The 17170-nt window shown below is 56.2% G+C and carries 11 protein-coding genes; 3 read left to right on the top strand and 8 right to left on the bottom strand.

Annotated elements, in window-relative coordinates; translation table 11 throughout:
- Positions 1 to 39: 39 nt before the first annotated feature.
- The 3 genes from ACMGGR_RS06080 (at position 40) to ACMGGR_RS06070 (ending at position 2662) form a co-directional block, all read left to right on the top strand.
- Positions 40 to 1254 (top strand): sugar transporter, encoded by a 1215-nt coding sequence (locus ACMGGR_RS06080; protein ID WP_246757920.1) that lies wholly within the window; start codon positions 40 to 42, stop codon positions 1252 to 1254.
- A gap of 368 nt (positions 1255 to 1622) precedes the next feature.
- Entirely contained in the window at positions 1623 to 1829 is a 207-nt protein-coding gene (locus ACMGGR_RS06075; protein ID WP_246757921.1) for a hypothetical protein, read from the top strand.
- Positions 1830 to 1897: 68 nt separating this feature from the next.
- Positions 1898 to 2662 (top strand): 4'-phosphopantetheinyl transferase family protein, encoded by a 765-nt coding sequence (locus tag ACMGGR_RS06070; RefSeq protein ID WP_414148396.1) that lies wholly within the window; start codon positions 1898 to 1900, stop codon positions 2660 to 2662.
- Between the two features lie 138 nt (positions 2663 to 2800).
- On the opposite strand, the gene ACMGGR_RS06065 is transcribed toward ACMGGR_RS06070, so the two are convergent.
- From ACMGGR_RS06065 to ACMGGR_RS06030, 8 genes are all read right to left on the bottom strand, one after another.
- Positions 2801 to 4450 (bottom strand): multidrug ABC transporter permease/ATP-binding protein, encoded by a 1650-nt coding sequence (locus tag ACMGGR_RS06065; RefSeq protein ID WP_414148395.1) that lies wholly within the window; start codon positions 4448 to 4450, stop codon positions 2801 to 2803.
- A 78-nt stretch (positions 4451 to 4528) separates the two neighbouring features.
- Positions 4529 to 5173 (bottom strand): DNA oxidative demethylase AlkB, encoded by a 645-nt coding sequence (gene alkB / locus ACMGGR_RS06060; protein ID WP_414148394.1) that lies wholly within the window; start codon positions 5171 to 5173, stop codon positions 4529 to 4531.
- 105 nt (positions 5174 to 5278) lie between these two features.
- The gene (gene apbE, locus ACMGGR_RS06055) at positions 5279 to 6325 is read right to left on the bottom strand and encodes an FAD:protein FMN transferase ApbE (protein WP_414148393.1); all 1047 of its coding nucleotides are present in this window, start codon (positions 6323 to 6325) and stop codon (positions 5279 to 5281) included.
- A 337-nt stretch (positions 6326 to 6662) separates the two neighbouring features.
- On the bottom strand, positions 6663 to 7769 hold the full coding sequence (ompC, locus tag ACMGGR_RS06050) for a porin OmpC (RefSeq protein ID WP_246757926.1): 1107 nt from the start codon (positions 7767 to 7769) through the stop codon (positions 6663 to 6665).
- A 562-nt stretch (positions 7770 to 8331) separates the two neighbouring features.
- A complete protein-coding gene (locus tag ACMGGR_RS06045) occupies positions 8332 to 9501 on the bottom strand; it encodes an HlyD family type I secretion periplasmic adaptor subunit (protein WP_246757927.1) in 1170 nt (389 codons plus the stop codon).
- Positions 9498 to 11648, bottom strand: a complete 2151-nt coding sequence (locus ACMGGR_RS06040) for a type I secretion system permease/ATPase (RefSeq protein WP_246757928.1) — start codon at positions 11646 to 11648, stop codon at positions 9498 to 9500. The genes ACMGGR_RS06045 and ACMGGR_RS06040 overlap by 4 nt, the downstream gene beginning before the upstream one ends.
- Positions 11649 to 11665: 17 nt before the next feature.
- Positions 11666 to 13024: a TolC family outer membrane protein gene (locus ACMGGR_RS06035; RefSeq protein WP_246757929.1), complete on the bottom strand. Its 1359-nt coding sequence runs from the start codon at positions 13022 to 13024 to the stop codon at positions 11666 to 11668.
- Positions 13025 to 13099: 75 nt separating this feature from the next.
- Positions 13100 to 16858: an Ig-like domain-containing protein gene (locus ACMGGR_RS06030; RefSeq protein ID WP_414148392.1), complete on the bottom strand. Its 3759-nt coding sequence runs from the start codon at positions 16856 to 16858 to the stop codon at positions 13100 to 13102.
- Between the last annotated feature and the right edge of the window lie 312 nt (positions 16859 to 17170).

The raw sequence follows: 17170 nt of genomic DNA, 5'->3' as shown, positions 1-17170 counted from the left end.
GAATTACGCGCTTTGGGATTTGATACGGAGCAGAAGCCTATGTCTGAGATGAACATCGTTTCACGCAAAGTTGCCTGGTCACGCGTTCTGGCTCTGGCTGTCGCTGCCTTTATTTTCAACACCACAGAATATATGCCGGTCGGTCTGCTTTCGAACATCGGCCAGAGCTTTGGCATGGAGTCCGCGCAGGCGGGCATTATGCTGACTATCTACGCCTGGATCGTGGCGCTGATGTCGCTGCCGCTGATGCTGATGACCAGCAATACCGACCGGCGTCTGCTGCTGATTGCCATTTTCAGCCTGTTTACCTTTAGCCACGTGCTGGCGTTTTTCGCCTGGAGCTTTGACGTGCTGCTGCTCAGCCGCGCCGGTGTCGCCCTCGCCCACGCGCTGTTCTGGTCGATAACTGCCTCGCTGGCGGTTCGGCTTGCGCCGCCGGGTAAAAGAGCCCAGGCGTTAAGCCTGATTGCGACGGCTACCGCTCTGGCTTCGGTACTGGGCCTGCCGCTGGGCAGAATCATCGGTCAGGCCTTTGGCTGGCGGAGTACTTTCCTGGCTATCGGTGCCAGCGCTTTCGTGCTGTTGGGTCTGATTTTAAAAATCATGCCGCGCGTGCCGTCAGAACATACTGGCTCACTGAAGAGCCTGCCGGATTTGCTGCGCCGTCCGGCGCTGGTTGGGCTGTACGTGCTGGCCGTAGCGGTGGTGACCGCGCACTTTACCGCCTTCACCTACATCGAACCTTTTGTGCAGAAGGTGTCTGGTTTCGATCAGGGCTTCGCTACGCTACTGCTGCTGATTTTTGGCGTGGCGGGTATTACCGGCAGCATCATTTTTGGCAAGAGCGGTGAAAAGCGCCTTACGCCACTGCTGGTTGGCTCCATTGGCGTGCTTGCGCTGTGCCTCCTGCTGCTGTCGCCGGTTGCCGTTAGCAAAACGGGATTGGTTGTGCTGAGCCTGTTCTGGGGCATGGCGTTTATGATGATCGGCATGGGCATGCAGATGAAAGTCCTGACGCTGGCGCCAGACGCTACCGACGTTGCCATGGCGATGTTTTCAGGCATCTTTAACATTGGTATCGGCGCGGGCGCGCTGCTGGGGAACAAAGTGAGCCTGGATCTCTCTATGTCCTCGGTGGGCTATGTGGGTGCCGTACCGGCCCTGGCAGGCTTGCTGCTGGCCGTGACGATTTTCCGCAAATACCGCAGCAAACAGGCTGAACCTGAAAGCAGCGTGATCACCGAAGTGAAATAGGTCCTCAGGCAACCGCTGGCGCACGGCGGTTGCCTGTAAATCTGCTTTCTGGTCTTTAAAAACGCTGTGCCGATATTACCCTGCCCCCCGCCTTTAGTTAATTCCCCTGCTTAATTACAGTAAGTAATTAAAAAATCATATGCTTACCTTCTGTTCCAGCCAAAAACAGAGAACGCCGGCCATAACAATCAGCATCCCCTTTGTTTATATCAGGTTACGGAAATTTCCCACCTCGACAGTACAAATAACAATGTCTTATAAAACATGGCGATATTCTCAAAGCGAGCCGCTGAAACAAAAATGTCATATTGTTGACATAGGCTGTCATTACACTTTTTGAGGCAGTAAATTCACCACGGGTAATCAAAATGGCAACGATTAAGGCAAAGAATTACAGGGACGCTAACGAGATGCTGCAGTCCGGTATCAGCAAGGTTGAACTGGCCTATGACATTGACAGCGATGATTTTTTCCGGTTTGCGAGCCACTGGTGCGATCGTGGCGCAAAAATCTCCCGCGGCAACGAGCACTTTGTTGTTTCACTAAAAGGGATGAATATTCCGCCCAATAAATAATGCCACGCTTTACGATTGTGGTTCTGACCTGCTTTAATCACCGCTTTGGCGATTAAGCAGGAGCAGCGATGAGTTCTGAACAGATAAGCTTCCGGTACCCGGCCTGCACGCCGTCCCTGGGGCCGTTTCTCACCGACATCAGCTGCTCTTCTCCGGCAGGACATGCTGATGTCCTGCTGCTACAGGCTCGCTATCACCTCGCCTTGTACAGCGACGCTCTTTTTATGACGTATCAGCTGCCTTTTCCTGCTCATCTGGGTAAAGCCGTGGCAAAGCGCCGCGCTGAATATCTTGCCAGCCGCGTTTGCGCCCGGTATGCCCTGACGCTGTTTGGTTTTACTGATTTCGTTCTGGCAAACGATGCGGATCGCGCACCCGTCTGGCCGCAAGGCATGGCTGGTTCACTTTCGCATACTCGCCAGCGGATCGGCTTGCTGCTGACTCGCGAGGCCAGCGGCAAGCTGCTGGGCGTCGATTGTGAAGAGTTTATGCAGCCAGAGACGGCAGAGGAAATGCAGAGCATGGTTATCAGCGCACGGGAAAAAGCCGTGCTCGCCACCAGCCACCAGCCTTTTGCTACCGCATTGACCGCCGCTTTTTCTTTAAAAGAGAGTCTTTATAAAACGCTGTTCCCGGCCTTTCGCCAGTTTATGAACTTTAACGAAGCCGAGATAACGGCCTGCGATAGCGCCATAACCAACGTGACGCTGCGTCTCAATCGAACCTTATCCACTGACTTTCCGGCGGGCAGGCTCTTTAGCGGGCGCGTAGAGCACGAAAGCGATTCACTGACCAGCTGGATTATTACGCCGCGCATAAAAAAACCGGACTGATATGCAACCAGTCCGGTATTGACCATATACGGTAAACGACGGGAAAGTCCGTGACGGCATGCAACCGTCAGCTTCACCTTACTTATTCGCCAGGGCGCTGACTACTGACTATTTATGCACAGCATATGCGCCGGGCGGTTAATCAGAGCCGGTTCTTTTCACCGCGTCCAGCGTCGCCAGCTCGCGCTCTTCGCCCGTCAGCTCGCTCAAATGCCCTTCCCGCATCTCCAGCAGCCTGTCGGCATGCAGGAAATAGTGGTCGTCATGGCTGATAGCAAAGACCGTTTTTCCCATCTCTTTCAGCCACGGCAGCAGTTCGCGATAGAAGATACGCCGAAAATGCGGATCCTGATCGGCGGCCCACTCATCCAGCAGCAGAATATCGCGCTGTTCTGCCGTGGCCAGCAGCAGCGCCAGCCGCTTGCTTTGCCCTTTCGATAGCTTCAGGTTCAGCACCTTGTTACCTTCCAGGCGGAGTTTGTCCTGCATCTGCAACCGTTCGAGCCAGCGCTGTACCTGTGCCGGATCGGCGGGCGCGCCGTGGTTATCAATCAGCCGATCGAACAGATGGACATCGGTGAACACGGCGGAAAACAGGCGGCGATAGCCTGCCATCCCGGCCACGTCCAGCGCTTTGCCATCCAACAGGATCTGCCCGGAAACCGGCTGGTAAAGGCCGGTCAGCAGCATTGCCAGCGTCGATTTTCCGCTGCCGTTGCCGCCAATCAGAAAGACCAGCTCGCCGCGCTTTAAGGTCAGGTTAATCGGGCCAACGGCAAAGCCACCGTCGCCATAATGGAACAGCAAATTGCGCAGCTCCAGCGTCTGCCAGTTTTGCTTAGCGGGCTCGGCGTCAAACTCTTCGCGATAGCTGGCAAGCTTAAAGGTATTGAGCTTGTTAAAGGCAACCTGCGCGCTTAACAGCGTCGGCAAAGCGCCAACGGCAGAGAGCAGCGGCGTGCGCAGAAACAGCAGCGTCAGCGAATAGGTCGCCGCTATCGCCGTATCCGCCCAGCCAAGGCTGTTAGCCATAAAGAACACCAGGCCAATCGCCCCCAGCATCATAATGTTTGACCAGTTTACGGCGCTAAGGTGAAAGGTATCCGCCCGCACAATATGATGGCGATAAGAGCGGGCGTCTTCCTGATAAACCGTGTCATAAATCAGCTGCGCGCGCTGGCGATTGAGCGCCAGCTCTTTACGTCCTTCAATGATGGTTTGATAGTCGGCGTAAAGCGCGTCTTCCACTTCGCGCAGGCTGGCCATATGGCGATAAACTTTTGCCACCAGCAGCCAGCCGCCTACGATAGTTATCGTCAGCCAGACGGTGGTTACCAGCAGCATCTTTGGCGACAGCCACGCCAGGTAAGCCGCCGATCCCACCGTCAGGATAATGCCCTGAATCAGCTCCGGCAGGCGTACAAAGGCGATAGTGATATTGCGAACGTCGCTGGTCAGCGCCGCCAGCAGCTGGGCGCTGCCAATCTGTTCAATGCGCTCGATCTGCGTGTCCAGTATGCGCTTGATAAACTCGCCGCGCAGCCGGTAAACAAAGTGGTGTCCAAGCAGCGTCAGCGCCAGCTGCGAGGCCAGCGTCACGGCCATCAGCAGCAGCAGCAGCCCTAAGAATTCCGGCAGGATCAGCAAGGAGGCGTTAAGTGAGGTAATCAGCTCACGGTTGATAAAGGCGATTAGCCCGATGCCGAGCGCGGCGCTGAGCAGGCTAAGGCAGATAACCCCGACAAAAGGCCAGCGGTACTGTCGATAAACGACGTGCAGCAACTCCATGACACCATCCCGTTAAACTGAGCAGCCTGCAGTTTAATGAGAAGCGGGACGATATCAATAATAATTCTCAACTGGGCCTCAGCGAAAGGCTCGCCGGAAGGTCAGATTGTAGCGAAACGCGCCGGTGGCAGGATGACTGCCGTGCTTAAGCGGCAAAATGCCGTGATAGCGCAGGCGCGACGGGCCACCCCAGACCACTACATCGCCATGTTCCAGCAGCACGCGCTGCACCGCGTCGCCTCGCTCAAAGCCGCCAAACTGAAATACGGCAGGCAGGCCGAGCGAAACGGAGACGATCGGCTGCTGCATATCCTGCTCGTCTTTATCCTGATGCAGGCTCAGCTTCGCTTCCGGCGCGTAGCGGTTGATTAAACAGGCGTCAGGCTGGAAATGCGCGAAACCGGCCTCGTGGGCGCAGGCCACGGCCAGCTGGCGAAAGCGATCCGGCATGGCGGGCCAGCGCTGTCCGCTGACGTTGTCATATTCGCTGTACTGGTAGCCGCGTGAATCCGTAGACCAGCCGAAATCGCCGCAGTTGGTCATTGCTACCGACATGCGATGACCGCCAGGCGTAATACGATGCGCAAAAGGATTCAGCGCGGCAATCTGCTGGATCAGCTCCAGCAGCGCAGGCGACTCTTCCCGCGCGCGCCGCCGCAGGATCACCGCGCCTTCGGCCAGCGGTTCTGACCACGGCGTTTCTTCACTAAATAAATCCAGCATGACGTCCCCCTGTACGGAAAGCATTTGGACAATCGGGCAACCGCCGACGCCAATGTGGTTTACAGGCACCAGCGCTTTAAGCTGGAACAGTTACCTTAATTGTAGCTATTCCTGCTGCGGCAGAATAAAGGCTTTGAACTGCGGCGACATCCAGCTGCTAAAACCATCGCCCTGCTTTTCAATCAGGTAGACCGCCAGATTTTCGCGCAGCGCCAGCGCTTTGGCCTGCTCTTCACCCAGCACCATCAGGCCGGTATCCCAGCCGTCCGCTTCCAGCGCCGTGGTGGCGATAACCGTTGCGGAAACCAGCTTGTGCTGGATGGGCCGTCCGGTGGTCGGGTCGATAATATGCGAGATACGCTTGCCGTCCAGCTCATAATAGTTGCGGTAGCTGCCGGAGGTACTGATGCCGTGCCCCTGTAAATCCACCACGGCCTGTACCGCATTTTCTTTATCCGTCGGCTTCTGGATAGCCACTTTCCACGGCTTGTCTTCGGCATTTTTGCCACGCGTCAGCACCGCGCCGCCAACGGAAACCAGATAGTTATTGATGCCCTCTTTTTCCATCAGGCGCGCCAGGTGATCGGTGGCAAAGCCTTCTCCCATCGTAGAGAGATCGACATAAAGCTCGGGCAGATCTTTTTGCAGATAAGCGCCCTCGCTACGCTGGATAACGCGCAGATGCTGTAAGCCAGTTAATGCACGCGCTGCGTCAATCTGTGCCTGACTCGGCGTCGCCAGCGGCTGCTTTGCTGGCCCAAAGCCCCACAGGTTAACCAGCGGCCCGACGGTGATATCCATTTTGCCTGCGGTTTTCTGTCCGATGCGCAATGACATGGTTACGATATCCGCCATGTTGTCGCTTATCGGCTGCGGCTCGCTGCCGCGATACTGATTGAACCGGGAAATAACCGAGTCATCTTTCCACGTGGAGAGCTCCCGATCGTCGCTGTCCAGCAGCTGCTGTGCCGCTTTTTGCAGGCTTTCTTTTCGACTTTCGTCTACCCCGGCCAGGCTAATTCGCCAGAATGTTCCCATTGTGCGTCCCTCCAGGACCAGCGCGGAATCGCCTGCACTCTGGTTATGCTGGTCACAGCCGGAAACCATAAAAAATGCTGCCACAACAGGGAAATACAACCAGTTCTTCTTCATCTTTGACTAAATACCTTTATTAAATTCCGGCCCTGAAAGCGTAAAAAAGCAGCGTAAAGCCGGGCCGGACGCACTTGACCTTCCGTCAGAGGCTGCACAAAATATCATCCAGGTTTAACGAACGCGGTGCTGTTGCCGCAAGAATGGAGGTCGTTATGATCTACTATTTGCTGCCTTTTATCTGCCTGGGCCTGATTATCTTTTCCGGCTACAAGCATTACAAGCAAACAAATATTAAACAGCTCCATCGTCCACGTCACCGTTGATCGCGTGGAAAAACAGAAGGGAGAGTAAAGCAAGGGAGGATGCGGGAGCGCAAGATGCGCTCCCACTAAAATCAGAACTGGTAAACCAGACCCAGTGCTACAACGTTATCGGTGTTGATACCGGCAGCTCGGGTGAAGTCGTTGTCGTCCAGCAGGTTGATCTGGTAGTCAACGTAGGTAGACATGTTTTTGTTAAAGTAGTAAGTCGTACCCACATCAACGTATTTCTTCAGGTTCTGTGAACCGTAACCTTCAATATCGGTGCCGCGAGAGCTGACGAAGGCCAGTGATGGGCGCAGGCCGAAGTCAAACTGGTACTGTGCAACCAGCTCCCAGTTATCCGCTTTATCCGCAAAACCGTAAGCATCGCTGTCGCTGTCGCCGAAACGGGTCGCGTTGTAAGAACGGGTGTACATCGCAGCCAGGTAGATGTTGTTGGCGTCATATTTCAGGCCGCCGGTATAGGCTGTCGCCTTGTCGCCGTTGCCCAGAATGCCGTTAGTACGGTTGTTCTGCTCGTTGGTACGGTCGGAGCTGAACATGGCCGCACCGATACCAAAGCCGGAACCGATATCATAAGTGGTCGACATGCCCCAGCCGTCGCCGTTACGCGCCAGCACGTCACGTCCGCTCAGCTCGGTGCCGCTGTTGTTTTTGCCCTGGTACTGCAAGGCAAAATTCAGGCCGTCAACCATGCCGAAGAAGTTGTTGTTGCGGTAGGTCGCCAGGCCGCTTGAACGCTGGAACATAAAGTTGTCCGCGCCATAGGTGTCGCCGCCGAACTCTGGCAGTACGTCGGTCCATGCGCCGATATCGTAAGCCACGCCGTAGTTACGGCCATAGTCCAGAGAGCCAGCGTCGCCGAATTTCAGACCAGCAAAGCCTACGCGAGTGTGGTTGTCAGAGCTGCCTTCATCTTCAGAGTTGTTCAGCGCAACCTGATATTCCCACTGGCCGTAACCGGTCAGCTGATTGCTGATCTGGGTTTCGCCCTTAAAGCCGAAGCGCATATAGGACTGGTCGCCATCAGAGCTGTCGTCGTTGGAGAAGTAGTGCAGGCCATCTACTTTGCCAAAGAGGTCAAGCTTGTTGCCATCTTTGTTATAGATTTCTGCAGCGCCTGCAGAACCGGCAACCAGCAAAGCCGGAACCATCAGGGAGAGAACGCGAAGCTTCATTTTTTATTACCCTCTTGTTATGTGCTTTATTACCACTGCGTGCTGAAAGTCGAAAATTCAGCCGGCACCCACATGTTAGTGGCCGGTCAGTAATAATCTATAAAGAATATGATACTAAATATCCGAATATGTTTCATTGTGTAAATTAAATATGTCTAAATATAAATATAGCGGAACTTTTCGAGCGCACATATCAGTAAAAAATAGCGCACGTAATGTAAAGAAACAGGAAAATTTTTATAATACATAAAGTTATGTAATGTTGCCCATCTGAGCACTGAATGATAAAAAGAAGTCATCATCAGGTTATATAATATCCGCGCTATCATCATTTTATTTCATTATTACCTTCATTCATCCCCGAATGTGTTGTTTTACCCTATTTCGCGCCGAACCTTGTGTTCGGCTTTTTTTTGCGAAAAATAAAGTGAATGTCCGGAAGGAATAAGGGGGTGGCAAACAGTCTTCGGTGGGGGAACAATCAGCGCCAGAAACGCCACTGAATAAAAATTCATTATGCCGGGAGAGAGGAATTTAATCGGCTATTCAGTGGCGTTGTTTATTACCTTTCGCGCAGTGATTCTTTAACTTTATTCAGCGGCTTAATCAGATAATCCATGACCGATTTCTGACCGGTTTTAATCTCAACATTCGCCACCATACCGGGCACGATAGGAAACTTTCTGCCGGCCTTGTTGACCAGCTCCGCCTTCTGCGTACGCACGTAAACCCGGTAGTAGTACTGGTCGCGCTTGACCTCATCCTGGATCGTATCTGGCGAAACGGTCTCTACTTCGCCATCCAGATTGCCATAGATAGAAGAGTCGTAGGCGGTGATCTTTACCACGGCAGGCAGGCCTGGCCGGATATAGGCGATATCCCGAGGGTTGATGCGGGTTTCAATCAGCAGCTGATCTTCCAGCGGCACTATCTCCATCAGCTTGCCGCCCGGTTGCAGCACGCCGCCGACCGTCGTTACCTGAATATCTTTGACGATGCCGCGCACCGGCGAGTAAATCGTGGCTCGCGTCAGCTGATCCTCTTTGCCGGTCAACACCTGTAGCTGCGCGTCCAGATCGGCGTTGTTTTTCACCTGCTCCTCACGCGCTCGTACCGCATAGTCATTCTTTGCTTCGTCGATCTTTCCGCGCAGATCGCTGATCTGACGTTTTAAGCGGATAACCTCTACTTCGCCCGCCGCGCCTTTTGCTACCAGCGGCTGGGTCATGCGCAGTTCGTCCTGCACCAGCTTCATTGACTGCTGGAGATTGCTGACCGTTTCCGTCAGGTTGCGGCGGCGCGACTGGTACAGCTGCGTTTCACGCGCGACCAGCTCGGGCTCCTTCAGGGTTTCCGCACTGAAAGCCAGCGGCGCACCGGTCAGTTCAGCGCGCAGTCGTTCGGCGGAAGCGCGCAGCGTTCGGGCTTTGGCCGCCGCTTCGCCAAAGTTGGACTGGAAGCGCGTCGGATCGAGGCGCGCCAGTATCTCGCCTTTCTCAACGATGTCGCCTTCGTGAACGTTAAGCTGATCGACGATGCCGCCGTCCAGGCTTTCAATCACCTGCGCGCGGCTGGAGGGCGTGACTTTGCCCGTACCTACGGTTACCTCATCCAGGATGGCAAAATGCGCCCAGATAAAGAATACCACCAGCGCGGCGGCGCAAAGCCAGATAATGGCCGAGGTGCGCGTTTCATTACGTTTCAGGCTGCGGTCAATCAATATCAGGCTCATGCGGCGTCCCCTTGTCCGGCGCTCTGTTTCGCCGACTGTGCCGCCGCCGCGCGCAGGATCTCATCGCGCGCGCCGTCAGCCACAATACGGCCATTGTCCATTACCACGATTCTGTCCACCAGCTTTAGCAGCGCGGGTCGATGGGTAACCAGCACCAGCGTGCGGCCCGAAAGCCAGCCCTTCATCTGGCCGATAACGTACTCTTCCAACGATTCATCCATAGAGGCGGTCGGCTCATCCATCAGTACGACCTGCGGCTGGCGCAGGATCATGCGGCTAAGCATCACCATCTGGCGCTGGCCGCCGGAAAGCCCGCGTCCGCCTTCGTTGATAATGCGGTCAAGACTGGACGCATCCTGCTGCACCAGGCTTAGCGCACCGCTGACGCGTAACGCCTGTAGCATCTCCTGTTCGCTGGCGTGCGGGTTGCCCAGCATCAGATTCTGGCGCAGCGTGCCGAAGAACAGCCGTGAATCCTGCGAAAGCCAGCCCAGCTGACGCCGTAAATCCACCGGATCGATACGTTTAATATCCACGCCGTCCACGATAACTTTGCCCTGTGTCGCCCTCGCCTGGCCAGCCAGCAGCTTAAGCAGCGTCGATTTTCCTGCGCCAACCTTGCCTAAAATCGCCACCCTTTCACCCGGCTTGATTTGTAGCTGGCCAACCGTCACCACGTTTTTGACGTTTTCTTCATCGTAGCTGTACTGCACGTTGCGCAGATCGTAATGGCCGGTCAGCGTTGGGCAGTGCGCCATTTCGCCCTCTTCCGGCTGGTCCAGCGGCTTTTTCAGCAGCTCGTCCAGGCCCGTCATGGCGGTTTTGGCATGCTGCCAGCGCGAAAAAACCATCGTCAGCTGCATCAGTGGCGCAATAGTGCGTGAGGAGAGCAGGCTGCTGGCGACCAGCGTACCCGTAGTAATATCGCCATTCAGTACCAGATAGACCCCAAACACCAGCATGCCTGCATAGGTCAGCTGCTGCACCGTCGAAGCCCAGCCGGTCAGCCTTGCGCCCCATAGCCTTTGCTGCATACCGATAGTGGCGCTGACCTCGTGCGTTTGCTCCCACTGCCGCTGAAAATAGGGTTCCGCCTGAAGCGACTTGATGTCTTCGATGCCTTCAATGGTTTCCACCAGCACCGCGTTGCGCAGTGCGCCTTCACGCAGCCCCTCTTTTGCCAGCTTCGCCATCGGGATCTGCACCAGCAGGCCGGGGATGACGATCAGCGGAATGGCCAGCAGCGGAATAATCACCAGCGGCCCGCCGATAAAGCCCATTAAAAACAGAAAGAGAATAACAAAAGGCATGTCCGCCGCTGCGCCAACGGTCGTCGAGGTCAGCAGCTCGCGCACCTGATCGATTTCACGCAGCTGCGAAATAAACGAGCCGGTCGATTTGGGCCGCGCCTCGTTACGAATATTCATCGCGCGGGCAAACAGCATAGAGGAAACTTTTAAGTCGATGCGCTTGCCCATCAGATCGGAAACCTGGGTACGCATCAGGCGGATCAGATATTCGATGGCGGCGGCGATCAGCACGCCGGTAAACAGCACCCACAGCGTTGGCTGCGACTGCGCCGGAATAACGCGGTCATACACCTGCATTGAAAAGAGAATGCCCGCCAGCGCCAGCACGTTGCCGACCACGGAAGCCAGCGAGATTTCCATAATCCGGCGGCCCATGCCGCGAAAGTTTTCCCAGAACCAGTGCTTTTTATAGGGCTTCACAAACTCATCGATACGCGCATCGCGTCCGCGCGCCGCCACGCCGATAATGCCAACCTGCTCTTTGCTTTGCGAAAGCAGCGTCGCCAGCTCACTTTCCCGCACCACGTCGCCGCCGTCGCTTAGCCAGTAGCGGGCTTTGCCTTCGGCATCGATGGTTTCAACCACCACCACGCTGCCGTTTTCCATAATCAGCACGACCGGCGTTACTTCCTGCCGCCAACGGATCTTATCGCGCGGCATCATGGTCAGATGCAGGCCCAGCAGGCCCGCCAGTCTTTCCAGCTGCTGTGCGGGGGTCAGGTGTTCAAACCAGCGCATCTGCTGGCGCAGCGTGGAGCCGTCCGCCGGTTTACCGAAGCGCGCCGCTACGCGCAGCATGGCGTCGATCCAGTTCTCGGTGCTAGCGGTTTTGGTCATAAATACAGCCTTTTATTTTAAAGCGATGGCAAGGTTTGGCCGCTGGTGGCTTCACGATCGATGCCCATAATATCCAGCAGATTGTCGACGGCGGCGGCATAGCGCACGGTGGCGTCCCAGCCGTCGTAAAGCGCGGTCAGACGGCTGCTGTCAGCCTGAAAGACGTCCTGTTCAACGCTCAGCAGATCGTTGAGGCTGCGCTTGTTAAGTTTGTACTCGTCGGCGTAAACCGAACGGGTATGCTCGGCGCTACTGAGCTGCTGCTCTCCGGCCGCCTGGCGCTGCTGCGCGCCGATCATGTCGGCATAGGCGGTAGAAGCGTGCTGGTTGATATCCAGCTTCGACTGATCAATAGCGGCTTCGGCCGCTTCGCGGTCACCTTCTGCCGCGCGGGTTTTGGCGTTGACCAGCCCGCCCTGATAAAGCGGGGCTTCAACCTGAAGCTGTAGCTCATTGTCCCAGTAGGAGTTGGTCGTGCTGTTGCCTTCGTAGCGGGTGCGTCCCGCCACTACCTTGATGGTCGGCCAGTGGTTAGACGAAGCCTGGCGAACACGTTCTCTTGCGGCTTCCTGCTTGGCCTGCGCGCTGCGAACGGCGGCGCTGTTCTCGTAGGAAATTTTATCGAGCGTGACCTGCTGCTTCAGTAGCGACTGCGGCAAATCGGGTAAGTCGCCGGAGACGACGCCGGTCAGCACTGTCAACTGCGCCTGCGCCGAGCGTTCCGAAGCACGGTATTGCTCCATTGTGGCGCGCATACCGGCGATGCGGGTTTCCGCCTGCAAGACGTCAGACTGCGAGCTAAGCCCGGCGTCGGCGCGATAGTGGGCGATTTCCTTAACGTGTTCCAGCGAGGCGACGTTATTACGCGCCGCTTCCACCAGCGTACGGTAACGCTTGACCTGTAGATAAGCCTGGAGCGTATCCTGCGCGACGGTGGTCATCGTGTCGTAAAGGGCAAAGCGGTAGGCATCGGACAGCTGGTGCTGCTCGTCGATTGCGCCGCTGGTACGGCCAAAGTCCCACAGCAGCTGGCTGAGGGTAATGCCGCCGGAGCCTTTATTGTTCACCGTGCCGGAGGAGTATGTTTGCTGTGAACTGCCGCCGGTGGCATTAAGAGAGATTTGCGGATACCAGGCGCTTTCTGCGGCGTCCAGATCCGCTTCGCCTACGCGGATTTGCGCGGCGGCCTGAGAGATTTTTGGATTGCGGGCAAAGGCTCTTAAAATGGCCTCGCGTAACGTCAACGTGGAGACCTGCTCCTCGGTCGGTGCGGCTCGCCAGTTAAACTCGACCTTTTGCTGCTTTGCTGCGAGCGCGTGCTGTCCCGATGCGCTGCATGCCGCAGCCAGACACAGGGAAAGCCAGACTCTCTTCATCTTGGCACCACTTTCCATCTTCATCCTTTGTCAGAAAAATGGCCGGGGACGACAAGCCCGCCCCGGCCAGTCGGGTCAGGCGGTTTGTACCTGTAAGTTATGTTGGATCAGAACATCGGCCAGCGTGCCTTCATGGCTGGCGGATGAGTTGTGATAAAGATCGAAAAGCTGGCCATTGACCGTGCGCTGGCCCGCGTCGCTCCAGACGCCGCCTTCCGTCGTGCTTAGCGTGACCGCATTGCCGTCCGCGCCTTTAATGGTCAGCGCGTCGCTGGCGTTGTCGGTCAGCGCCAGGAGATCTTTCTGGCCCAGCGTGATGCTGTTGCTGCCGAGCGTGCCCAGGTCGATGGTTTCAATGCCGCTTGCTTTCAGGCCCAGCGAGGCAAAGTCCAGCGCCTCGTGCGAACCGCTTAACGCCAGCGTGTCGTGACCGCCGCCACCTGTCAGATTACTCAGGAAGTTCAGCGAGCTGAGCGTAAAGGTGTCGTTGCTTTCCGTGCCGACGACCGTGGTTTCACCGTCGATGTTCTGCACGTGGCTGCTGGTTGCGGCGCTGTCCGTAGTGGCAGTGCTGCTGTCCGTAGTGGCAGTGCTGCTGTCCGTAGAGGAAGTGCTACTGTCCGTAGAGGAAGTACTGCTGTCCGTAGAGGAAGTGCTACTGTCCGTAGAGGAAGTACTGCTGTCCGTAGAGGAGGTGCTACTGTCCGCGCTGATGGCGGCTGCGCTGATAGCTGCTGCTGCGCTGGCGTCGTCATGCGTAGTGCTGGTGTCAGTGCTGGAGTCGCCATCCGTTGGGTTATCGTCCGTCACGGGCGCGGGCATTTCCGCGCTGCTGCCGCTGGTATCAACCGGCGTGGTCAGATCGACAGGCACATTAATATCCTGCTCGAACCAGTTTCCGGCACCGTCCGAGACGCCAAACGTTAGCGTGCTGGTGCCTTCGCGCAGATCTTCCGCGTTAACTTCAACGCTCCAGCTGCCGTCCGCATTAATCACCCCGTCATGCCAGGTCATCATTTCGGAACTTTGTATAGCGAATGATTTCACCGGTAGCGGCGTCTCTGCGGTGCCGCTAAGCGTGTACCAGGTGCTGCCATCGTCGTGCTGTACTGCATTGGCAAGCGTAACGGCGTTAACGGTGACCGTCGGATTACTGCTGTTGTAGTGGGTGATCAGCAGCAGATCCTGGCTGGCGCTGGTGCCGTTGCCGTTTGCGTCGGTGGCGCTGACCGTCACTTTGTAAGTACCGTCTTTGATCGCAGCGACGTCGTCGTCGCCGATTTGTACCTGCCACTCCCCGCCCTCGCCACCTACGCTGCCGCCATAGGTTTTACCGTCTATGGTCAGCGTAATCGGCGTACCGTCCGGCAGATGTGCCGCGGTGCCGGTAAACAGAATGCCGTAAATCCCTTCCTGATAGCTAACGGCGTTGTCACCGGTAATGGGATCGATGGTCAGCTCGGGCAGCGCGTCGGTGGCAAAAATCTGTACCGTTGTTGAGTCAAAGTCGCTGTTTCCCGCCGCATCGGTTACTTTAGCAACAACGTTGTAGCTACCTTCGTCCATGCTTTGCAGCGTTTCGGCCGGTACGCTGAACTGCCAGTGACCGTTCTCGTCGACGGTGCCGCTAAGAGTAGTAGTGCCAAAAGTGACGACAACAGCACTGCCTGCCTCGCCCGTGCCGGAAATCACCAGTGGACTATTAATTTCCGTGGCGTCGATCAGGCCGTCGCCTGCCAGCGTGTTAATAGTAACGGACGGGGCCTGCGTATCGACGGCAAAGGTGCTGGTTACCGTCCCGGTTTGACCATAAACATCCGTGATGGTCACCGAAATGGTGTGGTCGCCCTGCGCCTGGTAAAACGCAGCGTTATACATGTCATCCGTTGACAGCGGTACGCTCCAGTTGCCGTCGCTGTCTACCGTACCTGCGTAGCTTACGCCGTCGATAGTTAAGGCAATTTTCTGGCCTGCCCCGGTGATGCCAGTATTGCCGGTCAGCGTATAGGCCTGAGAATCTTCTTGCTCATTGATGATGCCGTCGACAAAGGGTGTATCGATAGTCGGATGGGGCTGCGGGGCGTCCGCTGGCGGAGCGGAAGCCTCGACGGTAATGGCTTTACTTAGCGTGGTAGTGCCGCCCGCGCTATTGTCAAAACTGACGCTGATACGGTTGCTGCCCACTGGCAGAACCTGTAAATCTGCCGCCGGAATCGCTACGCGCCAGCTGCCGTCCGCCGCCAGCGTCGTGGTATAGGTTTTCTCATTCAGCGTAACGGTCAGCGTACTGTCTGCCGCCAGGTTTTGTGTGGTGCCGCTCAGCGTCTGCGCAGTCTGTTTTTCATCGGCGGTGATAATGCCATCGCCGGTCAGGCTGTTGATGGTCAGTGAAGGCGAACCGGTCGGCGTCGGCGTTTCGCCAGGCGTAGCGGTGCCCGGATCGCTATTATCGCCGTCCGTTGGGTTATCTTCCGTCACCGGCGGCGTCACTTCGCTGCCGCCACCGGCCGCCACTGGCGTACTCAGGTCGGCGTTCACGCTAATACTTTGCTCAAACCAGTTGCCCGCGCCGTCCTGCACGCCAAACGTCAGGTTATTAAAACCGTCTCGCAGATCGTCTGCGCTGACTTCTACGCTCCAGCTGCCGTCCGCATTAATCACACCGTCGCGCCAGCTCATCGTCTCAGAACTTTGTACCGCGAACGATTTCAGCGGGAGAGGCGTTTCCATTGTGCCGCTGAGCGTATACCAGGTAGTGCCGTCGGCGTGCTGTACGGCATTGGCAAGCGTAATGTCGTTTGGCGTGACCGTCGGATTACTGCTGTCATAATGGGTTATCAGCAGCAGATCCTGGCTAATGCTGGTGCCGTTGCCGCTTGCGTCGGTCGCGCTGACCGTGATTTTGTAGCTGCCGTCTTTAATGGCGGCAACTTCATCGTCAAGGATTTGTACCTGCCACTGGCCGTTATAGACGCTGCCTGTCCAGGTTTTGCCGTCCAGGGTGACCTGAACCAGCGTGTCGTTCGGCAGGTTTGTCGCCGTACCGGTCAGCTCAATGCCGTAAATCCCCTCTTTATAATTTACCGCGTTGTCACCGGTAACGGGATCGAGGGTCAGTTCCGGTAGCGTGGAAGCCGTAGCCGGAGCCTCTACCACGGCACTGCTGCCGGATGTGCTGCTGTCGCCGGTTGTTGCCGTTGTTGTGGTTGTTGCGGCGGTTGGATCGGTCGTCGCTGCGGTTAAGGTTGAAGCGGCGGTCGTTTCGCTAACGGGAACCGCTGCTTCTGACGCTGCCGCATTCTCAGTGGTGGCGGTTTGCGCTGTAGAGGAAGATTTATGTCCGCCTCCTCCGCTATTGGCTGCGGCCACGCCCGCGCCTGCGCCCAGCAGGCCAAGCAGTCCGATACCGACGGCAGTCGTAGAATCGCTGGCCTCGGCCGCGGGGGCGGATACCGACGCCGTGGTTAAAGAGGCCGCATCGTCAAGCGAATGCCAGGCTGGCGTTAATGATGTGATGGCCTGCGGATCGCTTTGCAGCGCTTCTGAAAAAAGCGCCTGCTGCAGCGAATGCTCTTCCTGAAACAGTAGCTCGCTCTGTTTTCCGTCTACCGCCGTGAAAAAATGTTTATAGCTTACAACACGGCCATCCTGCATTCGCAGGATAAGATCCTCACCCTGCTTCTGATAAGAAGAGACCTGAGACGGCGCGCCTTGCAGCGTAATAATCGCGGGTTCGCTAAGCGTCAAAGATGAACTGTCCGTGGCAGGCTGACTCAATGGTTTACCGCTTGCCAGCGATAGAATAGTGACGTGGCCTGTGCCTGAATACGCCATGATCTTCCCCTTGTACACCAGATAATGAGTAAAGCAATGCCGCAAAAAAGTAAAGAAAATCTTTACTTATTACAGGCATGCAGCGGCCAGCGGCCCAAAAAGGCGCTGAGCCTGACCCGGTGCTCATCGGATTGAATTTCATCCGCAACAAGGATAATGGTTAAAATTAAAAGCCAAATATAACGCTCAGTGCTAAACGCAGATTTTGTCTGTCGGCAAGATAAAACAGGACCACTCTTTGCCAGAGCCCGAGCGCCGGCTCAATATACCACCATTAACCTCAATGACTTACCCGTCAAAGAAAAGTGAACA

Source organism: Erwinia sp. BNK-24-b (genome assembly GCF_047456155.1).
Classification (GTDB): domain Bacteria; phylum Pseudomonadota; class Gammaproteobacteria; order Enterobacterales; family Enterobacteriaceae; genus Erwinia; species Erwinia phyllosphaerae.
The sequence above is the reverse complement of the archived record's forward strand: the minus strand, read 5'-3'. Positions and strand labels throughout refer to the sequence as shown.

Coding starts and splice junctions, on each gene's coding strand:
- ACMGGR_RS06080 (WP_246757920.1), top strand. CDS start 40: ATGTCTGAGATGAACATCGTTTCACGCAAAGTTGCCTGGTCACGCGTT.
- ACMGGR_RS06075 (WP_246757921.1), top strand. CDS start 1,623: ATGGCAACGATTAAGGCAAAGAATTACAGGGACGCTAACGAGATGCTG.
- ACMGGR_RS06070 (WP_414148396.1), top strand. CDS start 1,898: ATGAGTTCTGAACAGATAAGCTTCCGGTACCCGGCCTGCACGCCGTCC.
- ACMGGR_RS06065 (WP_414148395.1), bottom strand. CDS start 4,450: ATGGAGTTGCTGCACGTCGTTTATCGACAGTACCGCTGGCCTTTTGTC.
- alkB (WP_414148394.1), bottom strand. CDS start 5,173: ATGCTGGATTTATTTAGTGAAGAAACGCCGTGGTCAGAACCGCTGGCC.
- apbE (WP_414148393.1), bottom strand. CDS start 6,325: ATGAAGAAGAACTGGTTGTATTTCCCTGTTGTGGCAGCATTTTTTATG.
- ompC (WP_246757926.1), bottom strand. CDS start 7,769: ATGAAGCTTCGCGTTCTCTCCCTGATGGTTCCGGCTTTGCTGGTTGCC.
- ACMGGR_RS06045 (WP_246757927.1), bottom strand. CDS start 9,501: ATGAGCCTGATATTGATTGACCGCAGCCTGAAACGTAATGAAACGCGC.
- ACMGGR_RS06040 (WP_246757928.1), bottom strand. CDS start 11,648: ATGACCAAAACCGCTAGCACCGAGAACTGGATCGACGCCATGCTGCGC.
- ACMGGR_RS06035 (WP_246757929.1), bottom strand. CDS start 13,024: ATGAAGAGAGTCTGGCTTTCCCTGTGTCTGGCTGCGGCATGCAGCGCA.
- ACMGGR_RS06030 (WP_414148392.1), bottom strand. CDS start 16,858: ATGGCGTATTCAGGCACAGGCCACGTCACTATTCTATCGCTGGCAAGC.